At 42.9% G+C, this 18,959-nt stretch carries 18 protein-coding genes, 1 riboswitch and 1 other annotated feature; of the genes, 14 read left to right on the top strand and 4 right to left on the bottom strand.

Annotated elements, in window-relative coordinates; genetic code table 11:
* Positions 1-308 precede the first annotated feature (308 nt).
* The 6 genes from WAM07_RS13425 to WAM07_RS13450 all read left to right on the top strand — a co-directional run bounded on the left by WAM07_RS13425 (position 309) and on the right by WAM07_RS13450 (position 6,961).
* Positions 309-1,349 (top strand): SDR family NAD(P)-dependent oxidoreductase, encoded by a 1,041-nt coding sequence (locus tag WAM07_RS13425; protein ID WP_422167611.1) that lies wholly within the window; start codon positions 309-311, stop codon positions 1,347-1,349.
* Between the two features lie 34 nt (positions 1,350-1,383).
* Positions 1,384-2,187, top strand: coding sequence for an alpha/beta fold hydrolase (locus WAM07_RS13430; RefSeq protein WP_422167613.1), 804 nt, complete (start codon positions 1,384-1,386; stop codon positions 2,185-2,187).
* Between the two features lie 179 nt (positions 2,188-2,366).
* Positions 2,367-3,653: an ABC transporter substrate-binding protein gene (locus tag WAM07_RS13435; protein ID WP_422167615.1), complete on the top strand. Its 1,287-nt coding sequence runs from the start codon at positions 2,367-2,369 to the stop codon at positions 3,651-3,653.
* 4 nt (positions 3,654-3,657) lie between these two features.
* A complete protein-coding gene (locus WAM07_RS13440; RefSeq protein WP_422167617.1) occupies positions 3,658-4,578 on the top strand; it encodes a carbohydrate ABC transporter permease in 921 nt (306 codons plus the stop codon).
* Between the two features lies 1 nt (position 4,579).
* Positions 4,580-5,419, top strand: coding sequence for a carbohydrate ABC transporter permease (locus WAM07_RS13445; protein ID WP_422167619.1), 840 nt, complete (start codon positions 4,580-4,582; stop codon positions 5,417-5,419).
* Positions 5,420-5,467: 48 nt separating this feature from the next.
* Entirely contained in the window at positions 5,468-6,961 is a 1,494-nt protein-coding gene (locus WAM07_RS13450; RefSeq protein WP_422167621.1) for a glycoside hydrolase family 32 protein, read from the top strand.
* 49 nt (positions 6,962-7,010) lie between these two features.
* Here WAM07_RS13450 and WAM07_RS13455 read toward each other — a convergent pair whose 3' ends face one another.
* Positions 7,011-7,994, bottom strand: a complete 984-nt coding sequence (locus tag WAM07_RS13455; protein ID WP_422167622.1) for a LacI family DNA-binding transcriptional regulator — start codon at positions 7,992-7,994, stop codon at positions 7,011-7,013.
* Between the two features lie 181 nt (positions 7,995-8,175).
* On the opposite strand from WAM07_RS13455, the gene WAM07_RS13460 reads away from it, so the two are divergent.
* From WAM07_RS13460 to WAM07_RS13480, 5 genes are all read left to right on the top strand, one after another.
* Positions 8,176-8,646 (top strand): hypothetical protein, encoded by a 471-nt coding sequence (locus WAM07_RS13460; RefSeq protein WP_422167624.1) that lies wholly within the window; start codon positions 8,176-8,178, stop codon positions 8,644-8,646.
* An 89-nt stretch (positions 8,647-8,735) separates the two neighbouring features.
* Entirely contained in the window at positions 8,736-9,692 is a 957-nt protein-coding gene (locus tag WAM07_RS13465) for a bile acid:sodium symporter family protein (protein WP_422167626.1), read from the top strand.
* A 127-nt stretch (positions 9,693-9,819) separates the two neighbouring features.
* On the top strand, positions 9,820-10,545 hold the full coding sequence (locus tag WAM07_RS13470) for a phosphatase PAP2 family protein (RefSeq protein ID WP_422167628.1): 726 nt from the start codon (positions 9,820-9,822) through the stop codon (positions 10,543-10,545).
* 123 nt (positions 10,546-10,668) lie between these two features.
* Entirely contained in the window at positions 10,669-11,361 is a 693-nt protein-coding gene (locus WAM07_RS13475; RefSeq protein ID WP_422167630.1) for a phosphatase PAP2 family protein, read from the top strand.
* A gap of 55 nt (positions 11,362-11,416) precedes the next feature.
* Positions 11,417-11,578 (top strand): YqaE/Pmp3 family membrane protein, encoded by a 162-nt coding sequence (locus tag WAM07_RS13480; RefSeq protein ID WP_014642271.1) that lies wholly within the window; start codon positions 11,417-11,419, stop codon positions 11,576-11,578.
* Between the two features lie 65 nt (positions 11,579-11,643).
* On the opposite strand, the gene queE is transcribed toward WAM07_RS13480, so the two are convergent.
* The 3 genes from queE to queC are packed head-to-tail and all read right to left on the bottom strand — an operon-like array spanning position 11,644 to position 13,500.
* A complete protein-coding gene (queE, locus tag WAM07_RS13485) occupies positions 11,644-12,372 on the bottom strand; it encodes a 7-carboxy-7-deazaguanine synthase QueE (protein WP_422167632.1) in 729 nt (242 codons plus the stop codon).
* Positions 12,365-12,832 (bottom strand): 6-carboxytetrahydropterin synthase QueD, encoded by a 468-nt coding sequence (gene queD, locus WAM07_RS13490; protein ID WP_422167634.1) that lies wholly within the window; start codon positions 12,830-12,832, stop codon positions 12,365-12,367. Before queD ends, queE begins: the two co-directional genes overlap by 8 nt.
* Positions 12,832-13,500: a 7-cyano-7-deazaguanine synthase QueC gene (gene queC, locus WAM07_RS13495; protein WP_422167635.1), complete on the bottom strand. Its 669-nt coding sequence runs from the start codon at positions 13,498-13,500 to the stop codon at positions 12,832-12,834. Before queC ends, queD begins: the two co-directional genes overlap by 1 nt.
* Positions 13,501-13,584: 84 nt before the next feature.
* A riboswitch (PreQ1 riboswitch) is annotated at positions 13,585-13,629 on the bottom strand.
* A gap of 388 nt (positions 13,630-14,017) precedes the next feature.
* Between queC and WAM07_RS13500 the strand changes: the two genes are divergently transcribed.
* From WAM07_RS13500 to argH, 3 genes are all read left to right on the top strand, one after another.
* Entirely contained in the window at positions 14,018-15,658 is a 1,641-nt protein-coding gene (locus tag WAM07_RS13500) for an L-lactate permease (protein WP_422167637.1), read from the top strand.
* A 166-nt stretch (positions 15,659-15,824) separates the two neighbouring features.
* Positions 15,825-16,040, top strand: a binding site (T-box leader).
* 68 nt (positions 16,041-16,108) lie between these two features.
* Positions 16,109-17,344: an argininosuccinate synthase gene (locus WAM07_RS13505; protein ID WP_422167638.1), complete on the top strand. Its 1,236-nt coding sequence runs from the start codon at positions 16,109-16,111 to the stop codon at positions 17,342-17,344.
* Positions 17,337-18,710, top strand: a complete 1,374-nt coding sequence (argH, locus tag WAM07_RS13510; RefSeq protein ID WP_422167640.1) for an argininosuccinate lyase — start codon at positions 17,337-17,339, stop codon at positions 18,708-18,710. Before WAM07_RS13505 ends, argH begins: the two co-directional genes overlap by 8 nt.
* The last annotated feature ends 249 nt before the right edge of the window (positions 18,711-18,959 follow it).

Raw genomic sequence — 18,959 nt, forward strand, 5'->3', positions numbered from 1 at the left:
TTTAAAGCACCGAAAAGCATTACGTTTATTGATGAACTGCCTAAAACGGCGTCAGGGAAAATACAAAAAGTAATCATTCGTAAATCGTTCTGGGAAGGACATAGCCGGCTTGTTAACTAAATCACGATACTTATGAGGGCGTACTTTTTGGAAAGTACGCCCTTTTTTAGAGTGCGTGGAGTTCCAATTTATAGCATTGGTCTTAAAAGATGTTTATCCCTCTTATTTATGCTAAACTTTTACCTAGATGCAAATTTCTTGACAAGTGGATGTTTTTTACAAATAGATGGTTTAGGTGGGTGAGCAACATGAATATACTTTTAACTGGTGCCACAGGATTTCTTGGGAAACAGTTAACCATCCGGTTACTTCAGGAAGGTCATTCCGTATATGCGCTGGCGCGGAATGAGAAAAAATCTGAAAACCTGATGGAATCCGTACCAACTGCTTTGCAGCCGGAATTGACGGTTGTGAAAGGCAACATTGGGAAGGAGAACGTTGGTGTTTCAGAGGAAGCAATGGAAGAATTAAAAGACACGATTGATACGGTTTATCATATCGCTGCTTATCTTTCTTTTGACGACACTGAAAAAGAACAGCTTTTTGATATTAACGTAAATGGGACAAAGCGTATCCTGGATTTATCCAGGCACATTCGCGTGAAACGCTTTTTCCACGTAAGTACAGCCTACACTCTTGGGGACCAGCTTCATGCTGAAGAGGAGCTGCACCCGTTAGATAATCCTTTTGTGAACTATTATGAGAAAAGTAAATGTGAGGCGGAACATTTAGTTTTCAGTTATGAAGAGTTCTTTAATGTGAACATTTTCCGTCCATCGATTATCGTAGGGGATTCCGAGACAGGGGAAGCCGATACAACGTTTGCTTTATACGGTGTTATGAGAAGTTTTGAGATTATGAAAAAGAGATTGGATCGCCAAAAGACCTCTCCTGACAATAAGATTAAGTTCTTATGTAATAGGGATACGGCTCAAAATATTGTACCCATTGATTATGTAGTGGATGTACTGACAGCAGGACTTACCCACGCAGATAATAAAAAAATTTATCACATTACGAATTCGAACCCCCCGAGCAACCAGGTGGTCTTCGAAGCTTTGAAGAGAGAGTTAAATTTTTATAATGTGCAGCTTGTGCCGACGGATTATCAAGGAGAACTCACCGAACAGGAACTCAGGTTTAATGAGCCTATGAAAGTATTTCATCAGTACCTGGATAAGACGTTAACGTTCGATGACTCCAATACACAGGAACTTTTAAAGAAGAACGGTAATCAGCCTCTCGACCTAAATTCTACGGTGCTTAAGACGATTATCGCGGGCAGATAAGCCTAATATTTAAAAAGAAAGTACGGATGCATCTATGTTGAACTTCAAAAAGACTTCTTTACATTATGAAGCTTATATTAATAGTGAAAAGAAAGATTGGATTGTGTTTTTTCACGGGTTTGGCGGAAATTATTCGATATTCAACCGTCAGATTGAGTACTTTAAACCAGATTATAATCTATTGTTTATAGATTTACCTGGTCATGGTAAGTCTCCTGATCTGACAAATGATGAAAATATCTTGGACTATACGAGCAGGAAAGTCGTTGAACTGCTTGACCGTCTTCATATTCACCAGGTCCACCTCATAGGTGTGTCGCTCGGAACAATCGTTATTCAGGACCTGGCCATGAAGTTTCCGAAGCGGATCAAATCCATGGTCTTATCCGGTGCGGTTGGCCGCTGGTTATGGTGGGGAGAGACGCTTGGGAAGGTCGTGCTTTCTTTTCCTATTCGGAATATGCTTCCTTATATGGTCCCTTTTGTGAGTTTCGCTCACATTTTAATGCCGAAAAGAAATCATAAGAAATCCAGGGATTTCTTTATTAGAGAAGCATTGAAACTCGGTAAGAATTCTTACCTCCGCTGGCTCTATATTGTAAAAGATGCGCACCAGATCTATTCGAAATTGAAGCAGCAGGTAAACAAAATTCCAAAGCTGTATATCTCAGGTGATGAGGATCATATGTTTTTACAGGGAATTGTAAAACACGCACGTAAGGAAGAGGCAGCGGAATTAACAATATTGGAAAAATGCGGTCACGTATGCAATATTGAACAATCATCACAGTTTAACTTGATATCTCGTGACTTTGTAACTAAATATTCTGCCGTATAGTGACTGGTGGTTTTGAAAGCTCTCTACTTGTGTAGGGAGCTTTTTTAATTCGAAAAATTATATTCTTAGTTTGATCTTAAGAGCTAAGACTGATAAAAAGTATATGTCATCCGGTTGACATATGAGGAGACCAGGAGTACAATTCATTTAAAGTAAACGTTTTCAAAAGGAGGAGATGGATGATGAGGTTGGCCGTTTTTGCGAGTTTGTTAGTGCTCTCTTTATTCCTTGCAGGCTGCGGGGAGGAAAGCAGCTCGAAAGATAAGAATACTGTGGACATATGGGTTCACACATCCAGTGAAACCGCTGAAGGTGAAGTCATGCAGGAGACAGTAGACAGTTTTAATGAAGAATATGAAGGTACGTATCAGGCAGAAATTCAATTCATTCCCCGGGGCGGTGGAGGAGGCGGATACGAGGATAAAATTAATGCTGCTGTTTCTACAGGGACGCTGCCCGATTTATTAACACTGGACGGCCCAAATACTGCCGCTTACGCGGAAGCTGAAATTATTGCTCCGTTAGGCGAGTACATTTCAAACAAAGAAGATTTATTAGACAGCATTATTAATCAGGGAACGTATAAAGGTAAACTTTATGCGGTTGGTTATTCAGAATCCGGAGTAGGTATTTATTACAATAAAGAAATGTTTAAAGAAGCAGGTATTGATATGGATGCTTTACCCACCATAGAAAATCCCTGGGACTGGGAAAGGTTTATGGAATTGTCTAAGAAACTGACGGAAACTTATGAGGTGCCTGCGATAGACATGATGTTGAATAGCCAGAATGAGTGGTTAATGTATGCTTTTACTCCTTTTATTTGGTCAAATGGCGGTCAAGTTATTTCAGATGAAGGAAATGCACTGGGTTATTTCAACAGTCAAAAAACGATGGAGGCATTAAATTTTGTACAGGAGATGTTAAATAAAGGCTATACGACTTTGTCCCCGTCAGAGAACGGCTTCCTCACCGGTAAATACCCAATGTTGATGAGCGGGTCCTGGACCATCCAGCAGATTGAAACGAGCTATGATGATCTAGACTATGGCATCATGCCGTACCCGACGTCACCAGAAACAAACGAGCTTGTTTCGCCTTCTGGAAGCTGGCAGTACGCGATGACTCAAGGGACAGACAATAAAGAGGCTGCCGGAGCCTTGATTGATTTTATGACCACTACCGAAGCCATGGTGGATATCAGTTTAGGTAATGGAGTACTTCCGGCAAGGCATTCAGCCGCAGAAGAGCTGGAGGGGCAGGTTTCCCCTCAAATGAGTACGCTAATTGAACAGAATACAGCGTCTGCTCATCCACGTCCTATTGTACCAGCGTACCCGCAAGTTACCCGGGCATTTCAGCAGACACTGACCGGACTTGCATACTATGAAACTACTGAAGAAATGAGAGATTTGCTCGATCAAAAAGCCAGAGAAATGCAGACAGCTATAGACAGGAGGAATTAATAAAATGGAAGCGACAAACCAGTATGCGGATCGTAAAAAGAAGAGTAAGTTCAGTTTACATGCCTTGAATTTCCATTTGCAGCCACTGTACTTTATGCTGCCGGCGATTATACTTTTAGGGATTTTCCTGTTTCTCCCTGCGATTCTGACTATTTATTACGCGTTTACTGATTATTATTTACTTACCCCGGATAAGCGTGAATTTGTAGGGTTCAGCAACTTCGTAGAACTCTTTACGGACCCCGTTTTCATGAGGAGTCTACAGAACATTGTGGTCTTTGTAGTTTGTATTATTATCGTTCAAGTAGGTACGGCTCTAGGACTGGCCCTGTTAATTAACAAAAATAGAAAAGGGAACATCTTCTTAAAGATTGCTTTCTTTTCACCGGTGGTTATGTCTTTAGTTGTTGTATCTGTACTCTGGCTATATTTATTAAACCCAACCGATGGTCTTATCAATTCCATTCTCCAGACCGTTGGTATAGATGCCCAGCCATTTTTGACGAGTCCTAAACAAGCTATTTATGTACTCGTATTTGTATCAGCTTGGCAAGGGGCCGGGTATCAGATGTTAATTTTCCTGGCAGGTCTTCAGAATATTTCAAGGGAAGTGTATGAAGCGGCTAAAATTGACGGAGCGAACCGCTGGCAGAGCTTTCTTCATGTGACACTGCCGCTGCTAAGACCAACGACGACTCTGATTATTTTCACAACGCTGATCGCTGCGTTTAAATTAATTATTCAGCCGATGATTATGACGCAGGGTGGTCCGCTGAATTCAACAATGACACCAATCTTTTATATTTATCAGACCGGTTTTACTGATCGATTAGTAGGTTATGCAAGTGCCATGACGGTTGTCTTCGGCTTATTGATCGCCATCGTTTCATTCTTGCAGCGCAAACTTGCGAAGGAGGATATTTAAAATGCAGGGAGTTAAGAAAGTCATTAAAACTATACTACTTATCCTTCTAGCTTCTATATTCGTTTTTCCATTAATATGGATGATTTCCTCTTCCATGAAACCGGAAGAAAGCATCTATCAGGATTTAGACAGTATTCAAGCTCTGCTTCCTTCTTTTGAATTGTCTCAATGGCTGAGTTCCTATTCAGAGCTGTTTGCGCGTTTCGATATACTAGGTTACTTGTTTAACAGTATTTTGTATGCAGCTATTGTTACAGTCGGGTCCATATTTATAAATGGGATGGCTGGCTATGCGTTCGCCAAGTTCCAATTCTTCGGAAAGAATCTTTTGTTCAGTTTACTGCTTGCCATGTTAATTTTGCCTGTTGAAACCGTAATTATCACGCAATTTACGATAATCCATAATCTTGGACTCGTGAACAGTCGTCTGGCCGTTGTTCTTCCAATGATCGCCAATGCGTTCTTTATTTATTTGTTCCGGAACTTCTTTATCGCTGTTCCTAATTCGATTATTGAATCAGCGAGAATTGAAGGGGCAAGCAACTGGTCGATTTTCTGGAGAATTATGATGCCGATGTCTAAGCCGGCAATTGCCACGGTTGGGACGCTTTCGTTTATCGCAAGCTGGAATGACTATATTTGGCCACTGATGATTTTAACCGATGGAGATAAATTTCCCCTCCAGGTAGCGATTACGAATATTAATTCAACCCAGCCGGTTTTTACCAATCAGATTATGGCGATTCTCACGATTTCTACGATTCCACTAATCTTTGTTTACGTTTTCGCTCAGAAATACCTGCTTCAAGGACTGGGCAGTTCAGGTACCGGAAGTAAGTAAAAAATTTGACGTGTATGCCAACCGGTTAGCACAATTGGAGGATTTAAGATGACAATCATCAATCAGAAACATGATAATAAAGTGAATGAAGCTACTCAAGCCGTTCAGAACCGAACAGAAGATTTAAAAGATTCCCAGTACCGATTGTTCTATCATTTTATGGCTCCATCTTCCTGGATTAATGACCCTAATGGACTTATCCAGCATAAAGGTGTTTATCACTTATTCTATCAGCATTACCCCTATGGCGTTGATTGGGGACCGATGCACTGGGGTCACGCGACAAGCACTGATCTGGTTCACTGGAAGCACGAACCTTTAGCCTTAGCTCCCTCTGAAGACTATGAGTACGAAGAGGGGAACACAGAGGTTGGCTGCTTTTCGGGAAGCGCGGTGTCGAATGGAGACGAGCTTTGTCTCATCTACACTGGCCACGTGGAAGGGAAATCTCCTAAAGAGATTCAGGCGCTGGCTTCTTCAGAGGATGGCATTCATTTTACCAAACATGAACAAAATCCAATTATTTCAGGACCTCCGGCTGATTTTTCTGAGGACTTCAGAGATCCAAAAGTGTGGAAGTATGAAGGGATCTGGTATATGGTCGTCGGCTCCAGTAGGAATGGAAATGGAGCAATTCCTCTCTTTAAATCAACCGACCTTGTCAATTGGACGTATATAGCTGCCGCATTAGAAGGAGACGGGACTCAAGGGGATATGTGGGAATGTCCGGATTTGTTTCCTCTTGATGATAAACATATGCTGATCACTTCTCCGATGAATATGGATGACGGTAAAAACATGATTATGGTAGGGGATATGGATTATGATAATGGGAAGTTCCATCCTGAGTCAGTAAAAGAAATTGATGATGGTTTTGACTTTTATGCCGCTCAGACCTTTGAAGATGAGAGAGGCAGGCGAATTCTAATAGCATGGATGGATACGTGGGAAACGGAATTTCCTACGAAAACGGAAGGCTGGTCAGGCGCCATGACGATTCCTCGCCAGGTTTTTTTGGACGAGAATCAGGACGTTAGTTTTTTGCCTGTTCCAGAGCTGGAAGTGCTGAGAGAACAGCATCACTTCGAGGAAAACTTGAGTCTGTCTTCTGGTAAAAGTCATGACTTGAATAAGCACCGTGGGCTGGAGCATAGTTATGAAATTAACTTGGATATTATTTTGCCGGAAAATCAGACATCCGGACGGGTGGGGCTTGAGCTGCGAGCTTCTATGGATGGAAGTGAGAATACGCTCGTTTACTACGATGTAGCGGCAGGTGAATTAGTCGTAGACACGACCCGGTCAGGCGGAAAAACACCTCAGGGTCTCAGTAAGACAAAGATTGAAGTGGAAGACAAGCTTTCGCTCAGACTTTTCATGGATGCTTCATCGCTCGAGGTGTTTACAGCCAATGGGAGATCATGGATAACTAGTCGAATTTACCCGGAATCCAGTCACAAAGGAGTGAATGTATATACAGAGGGTACAGAGGCATACGTTGAAAAAGTGGATACATGGGTATTAATGAAAGTACTGGATTAGAGATAATGAAGAAGGACAGCCCTGGTCAATGTACCCAGGGCTGTCCTTTTTAAATCGTTTTTCCTTGATAGAAATCGATTTCGTGTCTGATTTCTTCATGAGCTACCGGCTTAGTTCCTGCGATCTGCTGTTCAAGCAGGGAAACAGCCGTTTTAGAAATTCGATGAATAGGCTGACAGAGCGTCGTAAGCTCCGGGTGTATGGTACGAATAATTTCTGTTCCATCGTAGCCGATGAGCTTCAGTTGTTCCGGCATAGCCAGATTTCTTTTCTCTGCTTCGCGCATAACGGCAAGTGCAATCAGGTCATCACTCGCGAAGACCCCGTCTATGTCTGGCTGTTCATCAAACATCTGCTTGATAATGTCATCCTGTTCCTCGGTTTCAGTAAAGCTTGGAATTTCATAGGTGGTATGTTTCAAATTATTCTCACTCATCACATCTTCGTAAGCTTTTCGCCTTAGGTTCGCCGGAGTTTCAAGATCATAAGGACCGTTTAAGTGAATAATGTGCCGGCATCCCTTCTCGATAAGCTTTTCTACGGCCAACTGTCCGCCTTTATAGTTGTCGGATCCGACTACAGGGATGTTTTTGGATAGATAGTGGTCAATGGCCACGGTAGGCAGGTTGTGCTGTTCGTAGTCAAGTAATCCTCTATTGTATGTTCCCACAATGACGCCATCGACCTGGTTGCGCCGCAGCATTTCCCAGTATTTCTTTTCTTTATCTGTATTATTTACGCTATTACAGAGCAATACTTTTAATCCTTTTTGCGAGCAGTAGTTCTCGATTTCGGCTGCAAGTTCCCCGAAAAAAGGATTCTTTGTTGTAGGTACAATTAGACCAATAATATTGGTTTTTCTAGTATATAGGGAACGAGCTAAGTCATTAGGAATATAATTAATTTCTTCCATAGCCGCAAATACTTTATCTTTTGTATCTTGACTGATGTATCCCCGGTCATTGAGAACACGGGACACTGTGGTAGGAGAGACGCCCGCGACCTTGGCCACGTCCTGAATTTTCGGCTTCATAAGATTAGGGAACTCCTTTTTTAAGTATTTCAAGGCAAATTTATTATATCAGTAATGAGTCTTTATGAATAACGTTTTGTGAAAACTCTTACATTGACAGTCCTTTTGCTTGTCTCGGGAAAAATATAATCATTTGGGGTTATAAGCAAGGGTTGGTAATATAAGAAAAGAGGTGAAGTTTATGATCGAAAAAGAGGAGTTAAGGAAACTTCGACTGAAGCAGTTCATCCTATTAAACGCCACGGTGGTACTCGTATTTTTAGGTATGGATTTCTATATAGCGCAGGGCTTTCCTTTTAAGGGAATGCTCTCGCTTCTCGGATTTTTATTTCTTATGATAGGTGCGGTGGGCTTGTACCAAATGAGAACAGGGAAAATTTTAGCTACTAAAGACTCTCAGAAACTGGTCAAATACGAAAGGGAAGTGATTGGAGAGAAAACTTGGAAAAAACAGCAAAAAGTCGGCGTGACCATCATTTTTTTACTTGCGGTCGCTGCCTTTGTGACAGCTGCTGTGATCGATTTCACTTTACCTCACACAGATCGAGGTATGGATCCAGCTAGTTATATCGGTGCTTTTATTGGGATCAATCTTGGAACTGGAATCCGTTCTTATCGTATTGACAAAAAGGGTGCAGAGAAACTGGAGTGAAGTGCTGCTGCCCGATTAAATCCATGCTCACCTGAATCACGCGCGTTATAATAGAATAACTCGACTATATGAGCAGGGGAGTCCATCTTATGATCCGCACTTTCAATCAATTTCTGCAAAAGATCATGCCTTACTTAACACCTTCAGCTGTCGTCATCGGAGTTGTGTTTTCCGATTGGTTTGACTCGCTTGTCTTTCTCGTGCCATGGATCTTCGCCGTTATGACATTTGCAGGGAGTCTGGGATCCAATTTCACCGATTTGAAAAAGGTGCTTCGTCACCCGGTGTCGATGATCGCCTGCATAATTGTTCTACATATAGTGATGCCACTGATTGCTCTCGGGGTGGGTACGCTTATTTTCGGAAGCGGGGCTCATACAACGATTGGATTAGTGCTATCTTTTGTCATTCCTACAGGGATTACGACGCTCATTTGGGTTTCGATTTATAAAGGGAATGTAGTTATAACTTTATCGATCATTCTTGTCGATACGCTGATTGCACCACTTGCTGTACCTTTTGTAATGCAAATGCTTGTCGGAAATGCGGTGGAAATGAATGTTCAGGAAATTATGAACGGGCTGCTCTGGATGATTGTCATTCCGTCGCTTGTGGGGATGCTTATTAACCAATTCGCTGAAAAAGAATTCACAGAAAAACTGGAATCGAACCTTTCTCCGGTAACTAAGCTTGGGATCGGTGCGGTCGTTACCATCAATAGTTCAGCCGTCGCTCCTTATTTTAAAAATATAAATGGAAAGCTCATATTAATTGGCGTAGTTGTTTGTATGCTCGCGATCCTTGCTTACTTCATTGGATTCCTGACGGGAAAGCTTCTGAAGATCGGCCGGGCCAGTGTTATTTCGCTTACCTTTAACAGTGGAATGAGAAATATAAGCGGAGGCGCGGTGATTGCGATTACTTACTTCCCGCCGCCGGTAGCGGTACCGGTTATAGTGGGGATGTTGTTTCAGCAGGTGCTGGCTTCTTTCACCGGAAAAATATTTGCTTATCAAGGAACAAAAGAAAAGAGTGTCTCCAATTGAATGAATGTCTGAAAAGTTCCCGAATTGGGAACTTTTTTCAGCTTAACGACGCATGGTAGAGCATGGTTTTGACAGAGACAGGGAAGGGAATCAAATAGCAGTAAAAACAATTGAGGTGTTTCTATTTATGTTATTTTCTGGAACAAAAGTCTCTGACCTTTCCAAAGCGTCTATCATTATTATTTTGGCTGGTTTTCTTACGCTGGGTGTCTCTTTCTATTTCTTCTTTGAACTGGCGGATGAAGTACTCGAAAAAGAGAAAATCGCTGTGGACCAATGGGCGATTGATGTAATGGCTTCCATCAGCTCGCCAGGACTGGACCAATTATGGGGATGGATTACGGAGGCTGGGTCTGTAACGGTTATAACCGTAATGTCCGTATTACTCCTTATCTATTTGCTTTTCCTTTCTCCATTCAGCCGGTGGGTGGGTATCTATTTCATTGTCAATATGATTGGAATTAGTGCGCTCACGAAAGGGTTAAAACTACTCTTTGAACGTCAGCGCCCGGAAGTACTGGAAACCTACGACGGCACAGGCTTTAGTTTTCCGAGCGGACACTCTTCAGGCTCAATGGTTTTTTATGGCTTTCTTATCTACTTAGTCGTGATCAGCCGTTTGAACAAAGGGTGGAAGTGGCTGATCAATAGTTTATTAGGCCTTCTGATTCTGCTTGTTGGCTTAAGCCGTGTCTATTTAGGAGTTCACTACTTTACGGACATCCTGGCAGGTTTCCTGTTTGGCGTAGCTTGGCTGATGATCTGTATAGCAGCCCTTGAAGTTACCCTCTGGAACCAAAGACGGCGCAGTGCTAGTAAAAAGTCATCAGCTACAGCCAAAACACAAGCGTAAGCGTCTTGTGACCGGAACAATTTGTCTGAAGTAATATTTGTAACCAAGGGCTCCTGAGAAAGGAGCTCTTGCTTTGTAGTTTTGCATCATGAAATACATTATTAATTGGCTGAGGTGGTATGTATGTTATTTTCTGGTACTAAGATTTCGGATCTTACGAAAGGATCAATTAGTTTACTATTGTTAGGTTTTATATTCTTAAGTGGAAGTTTTTATATATTTATGGAGTTGGCAGAGGGAATTTTGCAAAAAGAAAAGTTCGCCATTGACCAGAAGGCTTTTGATGTTGTAAGAGAAAATTCCTCGTCGTTATTTAAGGAGATCAGCCATTTAATTACCTATACAGGTTCGATTGCTTTTATGGTTACAGCATCGCTTCTTCTCGCTATTTATCTCTTATTTTTTTCCCCGTTCAGCCGCTGGCTCGGTGTCTACTTTATGATTAGTATGGGAGGGGTAAGTTTACTTACCAAAGAACTAAAATCGATGTTTGATCGTAGCCGTCCTGAGTTCTTAGGGGATTATCACGGATCGACCTCCAGTTTTCCAAGCGGTCACTCCTCCGGTGCAATTGTTTTCTATGGCTTTCTTATTTACTTAATTACGATCAGCAGGCTGAATAGAGGATGGAAGTGGGTGATAAATAGTCTGCTGATCCTGATCATTTTACTGATTGGTTCAAGCCGTGTCTATTTAGGAGTTCATTTCTTTACAGATATTTCTGCAGGCTTTCTGTTAGGGCTCGCATGGCTGATTATCTGCATTACTGCCTATGAGATTACCTTGTGCCATCAGAGACGACGTCAGGCAGAATAGTTATATTTCTCTTTAATTCGGGTATAAAAAAATAGAAAGCGAAAGGAGTGATCTCGTGTTACTATATATTCTTGCAATATTCCTGCCGCCGATCGCGGTGTTATTTACAGGTAAACCTGGAAAAGCTTTATTGAACCTAGTTCTTACAATGATATTCTTCGTTCCTGGAGCGGTGCATGCCGCATTAGTTGTTAAAGATTATCATAACGGTAAATAAGAAAAAGGTGTCCAAGTCGGACACCTTTTTTTATAGGGAGCTGTATTTTTAGTTTATAGAGATAGCTAGACGCCGCGTTTGTTTCCCCAAACCAGAGCGTGCACCTGTGGCAGTACGCGGACATGATTTAACTTTTCAGATGCCACGACCTGATCAATCAACCATTCGTACTGATCCAGCAGGTGACTTGCAAGAGCGGGAGGAGCATCTTCTTCTAAATCATCATTTCCTACCTGAAGGAAAAAAGGTACATCCGGATAGCGTTCATGGACACGTTCAGCATAAGCCAGATCTTCATGATTGAAGACGACAACTTTCAAGCTGACGTTTGGCAGACGTCCCTGTTCCAGAAGCCGTTCGATTATTTGGTCTAGAATCTGCCAGTTCGTGTTCATTTTCGAACTTGGAGGCTTCGGCGATATGGTTAAATCATCAATCTCAGGAAACCAGTCCTGCCAGCGGCTTCCCTGCGTTTCAAGGGCTACTTCAATGCCCCTGGCGTGAAGGGGCTCGATTAATTCGTCAAGTTTAGCTAATAGCGCCGGGTTGCCTCCGGAAATGGTTACGTGGTCAAAATGACGTCCGCCCGTTTCTAATAAGCGATCCATGATTTCATTCGCCGTCAGCCGTTCAATCTCTTCTTTAGCACTGCCATCCCAGGTAAATGCAGAATCGCACCAGGCGCAGCTGTAATCACAGCCTGCCGTTCGAACAAACATGGTTTTACGCCCGACCACCATGCCTTCGCCCTGAATGGTGGGACCGAAGATTTCAAGTACAGGGAATTTACTCATTCTCCATCCACTCCCGTCTTGCTTCCGCAAAGCTGGTTGGTGTTTCATATAGCTTGACGAATTCCACCCGGTGTCCCTCAGAGCGCTCTTCAAGAGCGGCTGCCATTTTTTCATAAATCCAGACGACCATATTTTCCGCCGTTGTATTCATGTTAGGGAGCGTATCATTTAAATAGCGGTGATCCAGATGGATTTCAATTTGTTCTTTCCAAATTTCTTTAATATCTCCAAAGTCGATCACGATGCCAATATCATCCACGTATCCGCTGATTCCAAACACCACCCGGTACGTATGGCCGTGAAGGTTCTTACATTTTCCTTCGTAACAGTGGAGGTGGTGGGCAGCGTCAAATGTGAATTCTTTGCTGACCATCACGCGTTTTTTATGGTACTTCAATTCGTGGCGTTTAATGTCCTGATCAATTTTTTGTAAATTCTCTACGATGGTAAAACCATACATTATTGATTCACCCCGGTGCCTTGCTCCAGATAGGTTTCGAGTCCTTTTTGCCGCAGTTCACAGGCCGGACACTCCCCGCATCCATCTCCGCGGACACCGTGATAGCAAGTTAAGGTTTTTTCACGCACATACTCGAAAGCATTGAGTTCATCAGCAAGTGCCCACGTTTGAGCTTTATCCAGCCACATAAGTGGTGTATGAACGACAAATTCATCATCCATGGATAGATTGAGTGTGACATTTAAAGACTTAATGAATACGTCACGACAGTCAGGATACCCGCTGAAGTCCGTTTCACATACTCCGGTCACCACATGCTTCGCTCCAATCTGTTTAGCCAAGATCGAAGCAAAAGACAGGAACAATAGATTTCGACCTGGAACGAATGTAGAAGGAAGACCACCGTCTTCTCCATCGGTTACCTCGATGTCATCACGCGTCAGCGCATTAGGAGCAAGCTGATTAAGCAGAGACATATCCAGGACATGATGCTTAACATTAAGGTCCTTGGCAATTTCTTTGGCGACCTCGATTTCCTCGTTATGACGCTGATTATAATCAAACGTGACGACCTGGACTTCGTCATACTTTTTTAATGCCCAGAACAGGCATGTGGTACTATCCTGGCCGCCGCTGAACACAACGACCGCTTTATTATTTTTCTCCATAAAAAAATTCCCCTTTCGCAAAGAAAAAGAGAATTCCACTCACCCAAAAACATAAAAAAACCATACCTAAGGCAAGGTATGATTCCATCCTTAGTTTTTTATAGAGGGTGTAGCTAGAACCTCTCCTGTTTAAAAACAGACTTTATTAAATTAACTTTGATTATTATAACACGACTGCACGAAAAAAGGGAATCATAGCTTTTTAAAATAGGCTATCTAAAAAGCTGTAGGCGATTATCATAAAAAGGTATTCCACAATCGGGCCGTGTACAGTAAGACTTCGTTTCGAGATCTTGTTTACGTTGACGGTCCTGGGGGAGACAATTCGCTTTCCGGTACGGCGTCGTGCAGGGCTGAAACAGAGTCTTATACAATCGGAAATTTATTTTAAAAGTCAACCCTATGAATTAACAATTCCTTATATTATAATATATATAGATTGTGAAATATTTCACAATCAGACAATGGTTTTATCTATAAATTTATTATAATGAGAACTATTGAAAGGGTGGTCTTATTGACTTTCTTAGAGATTTTAACAGCTTTGATGCCTGTACTTGCTGTATTTATCTTTCTTGTAATCTTCCGTCTTCCTGCGGTCACAGCTATGCCCATCAGTCTTGGAATCGTAGCCGTGCTGGCTTTTGTAATATGGAAGGTTCCTGCTATTCGCATTGCAGCCGCTTCTATGGAGGGGGCTATGATAGCCATTTCGATTATCTGGATTGTATTTGGGGCGATTTTACTGCTGAATACCTTACGTAACAGCGGAGCCATGGACTCCATTCGAAATGGTTTTTCTGGAATTACAGAGGACCGTCGCGTTCAGGTGATTATTATTGCCTGGTTATTCGGGTCTTTCTTAGAAGGAGCCGCAGGATTTGGAACACCTGCGGCCATTGCAGCTCCATTGCTTTTAACGCTTGGTTTTCCTCCTTTAGCTGCTGTTGCCGTATCATTAATTGCGGATAGCAGCGCAGTTTCCTTTGGGGCTGTAGGAACTCCGCTGATCGTTGGTGTTGATCAAGGACTGAAGCAAGGAGATGCTGTCGCCGAGCAGGTACAAGCTAGTCTTGGAAATCAGCCGCTCGAAGGATTTATTCAAGAGGTTGCTCAGTCTGCGGTACTTATGGATCTATTTATCGGGAGTTTCATTCCGCTGATTCTTGTTATCATTCTTACAAAATTATTCGGTGAAAATCGTTCTTTCCGCGAAGGACTTGCTATTTGGAAGTTTGCTATTTTTGCAGGCTTGAGCTTTACGGTCCCTGCCTTCATGGTTGCTACTTTCCTTGGACCTGAGTTTCCGTCTATTATTGGGGGGCTGGTTGGTCTTACGATTGTCGTTCCAGCTGCTAAGAAAGGGTTCTTGCTTCCAAAAGAACCTTGGACTTTTAAAGGAGAAGTACCTCTAAGCGAGACAGCTGCTCTCAATGAGCGGACGATGCCTCTTTACAAAGCCTGGCTTCCTTATGTGGCTGTGGCTGTACTACTCGTACTGACACGTGTTAATGTTCTGCCATTTAAAGCCTGGCTTACAGCTGTAGAAGTGAAATGGGAAAATATCCTGGGAACGAATTTATCCACTGCCTTTGAACCACTGTACCTGCCTGGGACGGTTTTTGTGATGGCTGTCCTGCTTACGGTCTTTTACCACCGCATGTCTAAAGAAGCGGTTAAAAAAACTCTGCAGGTATCTGCAAGCTCTATGGTTGGCACGATTATTGCCTTACTTACCGCTGTGCCGATGGTAAGAATCTTCATCAATTCCGGAGTCAATGGAGCTGGTCTTCTGAGCATGCCTATGGAGCTCGCTAATCTTGTTGCAGAGGGAGTAGGAGGGGCGTGGCCGCTTGTTGCGCCTATTATAGGGGCCCTTGGTTCATTTATCTCAGGGAGTGCTACATTCAGTAATATGATGTTCTCCCTTTTCCAATTCAGTGTAGCGGATCAAATTGGAGCAAGCGGTCAGCAGGTTGTTGCTTTACAGGTCATCGGATCGAACGCAGGCAACATGATTTGTGTCGTTAACGTAGTAGCGGCAGCCTCCGTTGTCGGTCTGGTGGGGAAAGAAGGAGCGATTATTCGGATTACTCTTCTTCCTATGCTGTTTTATGTGGCGATGGCCGGAGTTATCGGGTTTATTTTTATAAGTTAATATGCATAAAAAGTGACTGTGCCCATGCAGTCGCTTTTTTTACTGTCTAAGAGGGTATGAAATGTATAGGCTATTTAACTAACTTTCTATAAATTTAAGTTTTTTGCCGTTTTCCTGTTGACTTCCTCACTCACTTTTGTATAATTATAAACATCAAATAATAAAAATACATTCGCAGACGAAGAGAGTATGTATAAACGGAAGCAGCAGCGAGCCGGGGGTGGTGGAAGCCCGGTGGTTCATTTATACAGAAACGCACTTCTGAGAAGATCGGTGAATAAGTAGCCGGTTCCGGGAACACCCGTTATCAGTTTCGAGTTGGTCTATCTAATAGACAATGAGAGTGGCACCGCGGATGGTTAAAACCGAATCCGTCTCTTACCAGAAATAAGAGGCGGATTTTTTTATGGAAAATAGACATGTTCTACAATTTTTTAGGAGGTATTTATTATGGCGAAACCAAAAGTAGTATTAGCGTATTCAGGTGGATTGGACACTTCAATCTCAGTAAAATGGATTCAGGAAAAATATGATTATGATGTGATTGCTGTTGGACTGGACGTTGGAGAAGGTAAGGATCTTGAAACCATCCGTCAGAAGGCGCTTGACGTGGGAGCCATTAAAGCGGTCATGATTAACGCGAAAGAAATCCTGGCTGAAGAATATCTAATGCCTGCCCTAAAAGCGAACGCATTGTATGAAGGGAAATATCCTTTATCGTCCGCTCTGTCTCGTCCATTAATTTCCAAGCTTCTCGTTGAAGTAGCTGAACAGGAAGGCGCAGTTGCTGTGGCTCATGGATGTACTGGAAAAGGAAACGATCAGGTGCGTTTTGAGGTTTCCATCCAGGCGCTGAATCCAGAGCTTGAAGTAATTGCCCCTGTCCGTGAGTGGGGAATGACTCGTGACGAACAAATTAAATATGCCGAAGAAAAAGGAATTCCGGTACCGGTTAATTTAGAAAACCCGTTCTCAATTGATGCCAACATCTGGGGACGTGCCTGTGAAGCCGGTGTTCTCGAAGATCCATGGGCTGAAGCTCCGGAAGCGGCTTATGCGTTGACGAATCCATTGGAGAAAACACCGGATCAGGCTGAAACAATCGAAATCGATTTTGTTGAAGGAAAGCCTGTCGGTCTGAACGGGAAACAGATGGATCTTGTTCCACTGATTGAATATTTGAATGAACTCGGTGGCAAGCATGGAATCGGCAGAATCGACCATACCGAAAATCGTCTCGTCGGCATTAAATCAAGAGAAGTGTATGAGAATCCTGGTGCGATGATTCTGATCAATGCGCACAAGGAGCTTGAGTTCCTGACGCTCACAAGAGAAGTTTCTCAATATAAAACAAGTGTCGATCAGCAGCTCGCTAAAATTATCTATGATGGACTATGGTATTCACCACTTCAGCCGGCTCTGTCCGCTTTCGTGGACTCCACTCAGCAGGTGGTAACGGGTACGGTGAAAGTGAAGCTATTCAAAGGGCATCATAATGTAATCGGCAAGAAATCTCCGGTCAGCCTTTATAACGAAGAGCTTTCCACGTATTCTAAAAATGACGCTTTTGACCATAATGCTGCGGTTGGATTTATCAAACTATGGGGACTTCCGACAAAAGTACATGCGGATGTTCATAAAGGAAAGAAACTCCTTGATCAGGAACTGGTGACCGTTCATGAGTAAATTATGGGGAGGACGTTTTACCAAACCTACCAATAAGCTGGTGGAAGAGTACACCTCTTCCATCGGTTTTGATCAAAAATTGGCACTTCAGGATATCCAGGGGAGCCTGGCTCATGTGGAGATGCTTGGAAAGTGTGACATTATAACGCAAGAAGAAGTGAAAGAGATTCAAGGTGGTTTAAAGGCGGTTGAAAAGAAAATTCAGGCTGGGGATGTTGATTACTCAATAGCTGATGAAGATATCCATATGAATATCGAGAAAATGCTGATTGATGAAATTGGCCCTGTTGGCGGAAAACTCCACACAGGCAGAAGCCGTAATGATCAGGTAGCAACGGATATGCATCTCTATTTAAGGGAAAAAACCAATGGATTGCTCGAGCTGGTCGAGGCAGTACAGACGGCGCTTGTGAATCAGGCTGAATCCCATGTAGAGACAATTCTTCCAGGATACACGCATCTGCAGCGGGCGCAGCCAGTATCTTTCGGGCACCATCTTCTCGCCTACTTCTGGATGTTTGAACGGGATAAAGAACGCCTCCAGGACAGCGTGAAACGTATTAATTGGTCACCGCTTGGTGCGGCCGCTCTGGCTGGAACACCTTACCCGATTGACAGACAGATGACAGCCGATGCGCTCGGTTTTGATAAACCTTATCCGAACTCTCTGGATGCCGTGAGTGACCGGGATTTTATCTTAGAGTTTTTATCCATTTCTTCTATTATGATCACCCATATTTCCCGGTTATCCGAAGAACTTATTTTATGGAGCAGCCAGGAATTTGATTTTATTGAACTAGATGATGAATTTTGCACAGGGTCAAGCATCATGCCGCAAAAGAAGAACCCTGATGTTCCCGAGCTGCTGCGGGGAAAAACCGGGCGGATCTATGGAAATCTGATGGGTCTGCTTACGTTATTGAAAGGACTGCCGCTCGCGTATAACAAGGACATGCAGGAAGATAAAGAAGGTATGTTTGATACCGTGGATACCTTAGAAGGGGCCCTGTCTTTACTTGCTCCGATGCTTGATTCAATGGATGTAAAAGCTGACCATATGAAGCAGGCCGTTAAGGAAGATTACTCGAACGCAACAGATATCGCTGATTATCTGGCTGTTAAAGGACTTCCATTCCGTCAGGCTCATGAAGTGATTGGAAAAATTGTGCTTTATGCGATCGATCAGAACAAATATCTGCTTGATCTGACGATGGATGAATACAAGCAATTCTCTGAACTATTTGAAGAAGATATCTATGATAAACTGGCTCCCGAACAAGTCGTGGCTGCAAGGGTCAGTGAAGGAGCTACCGGTTTTAAGCAAGTCTACAACCAAATTGATCTGGCAAAAGAGCACCTTTCTTAATTCATAAGGCGCTCTTTTTGTCGTTGTTCCTTACATAAAAGCTATACTAAGCGAGTGTCATAAGTGGCTTATTAAACAATAGGGCCGGATAGTTGAAGACTCAGTTTCGAGATAATTTGAGCCCGTTTCGAGTCTCAGATTTAGCCAGGTCCGGAGGGGGACGATGAAGACTTCTGCGGGATGAACATGATCGGTGAGATCCCGCAGGGCTGTTAAGCCCGAGGAAGCTCAGCACATGCCCGCGAAAAG

The sequence above is a fragment of the Halobacillus sp. genome (assembly GCF_049282395.1).
Classification (GTDB): domain Bacteria; phylum Bacillota; class Bacilli; order Bacillales; family Halobacillaceae; genus Halobacillus.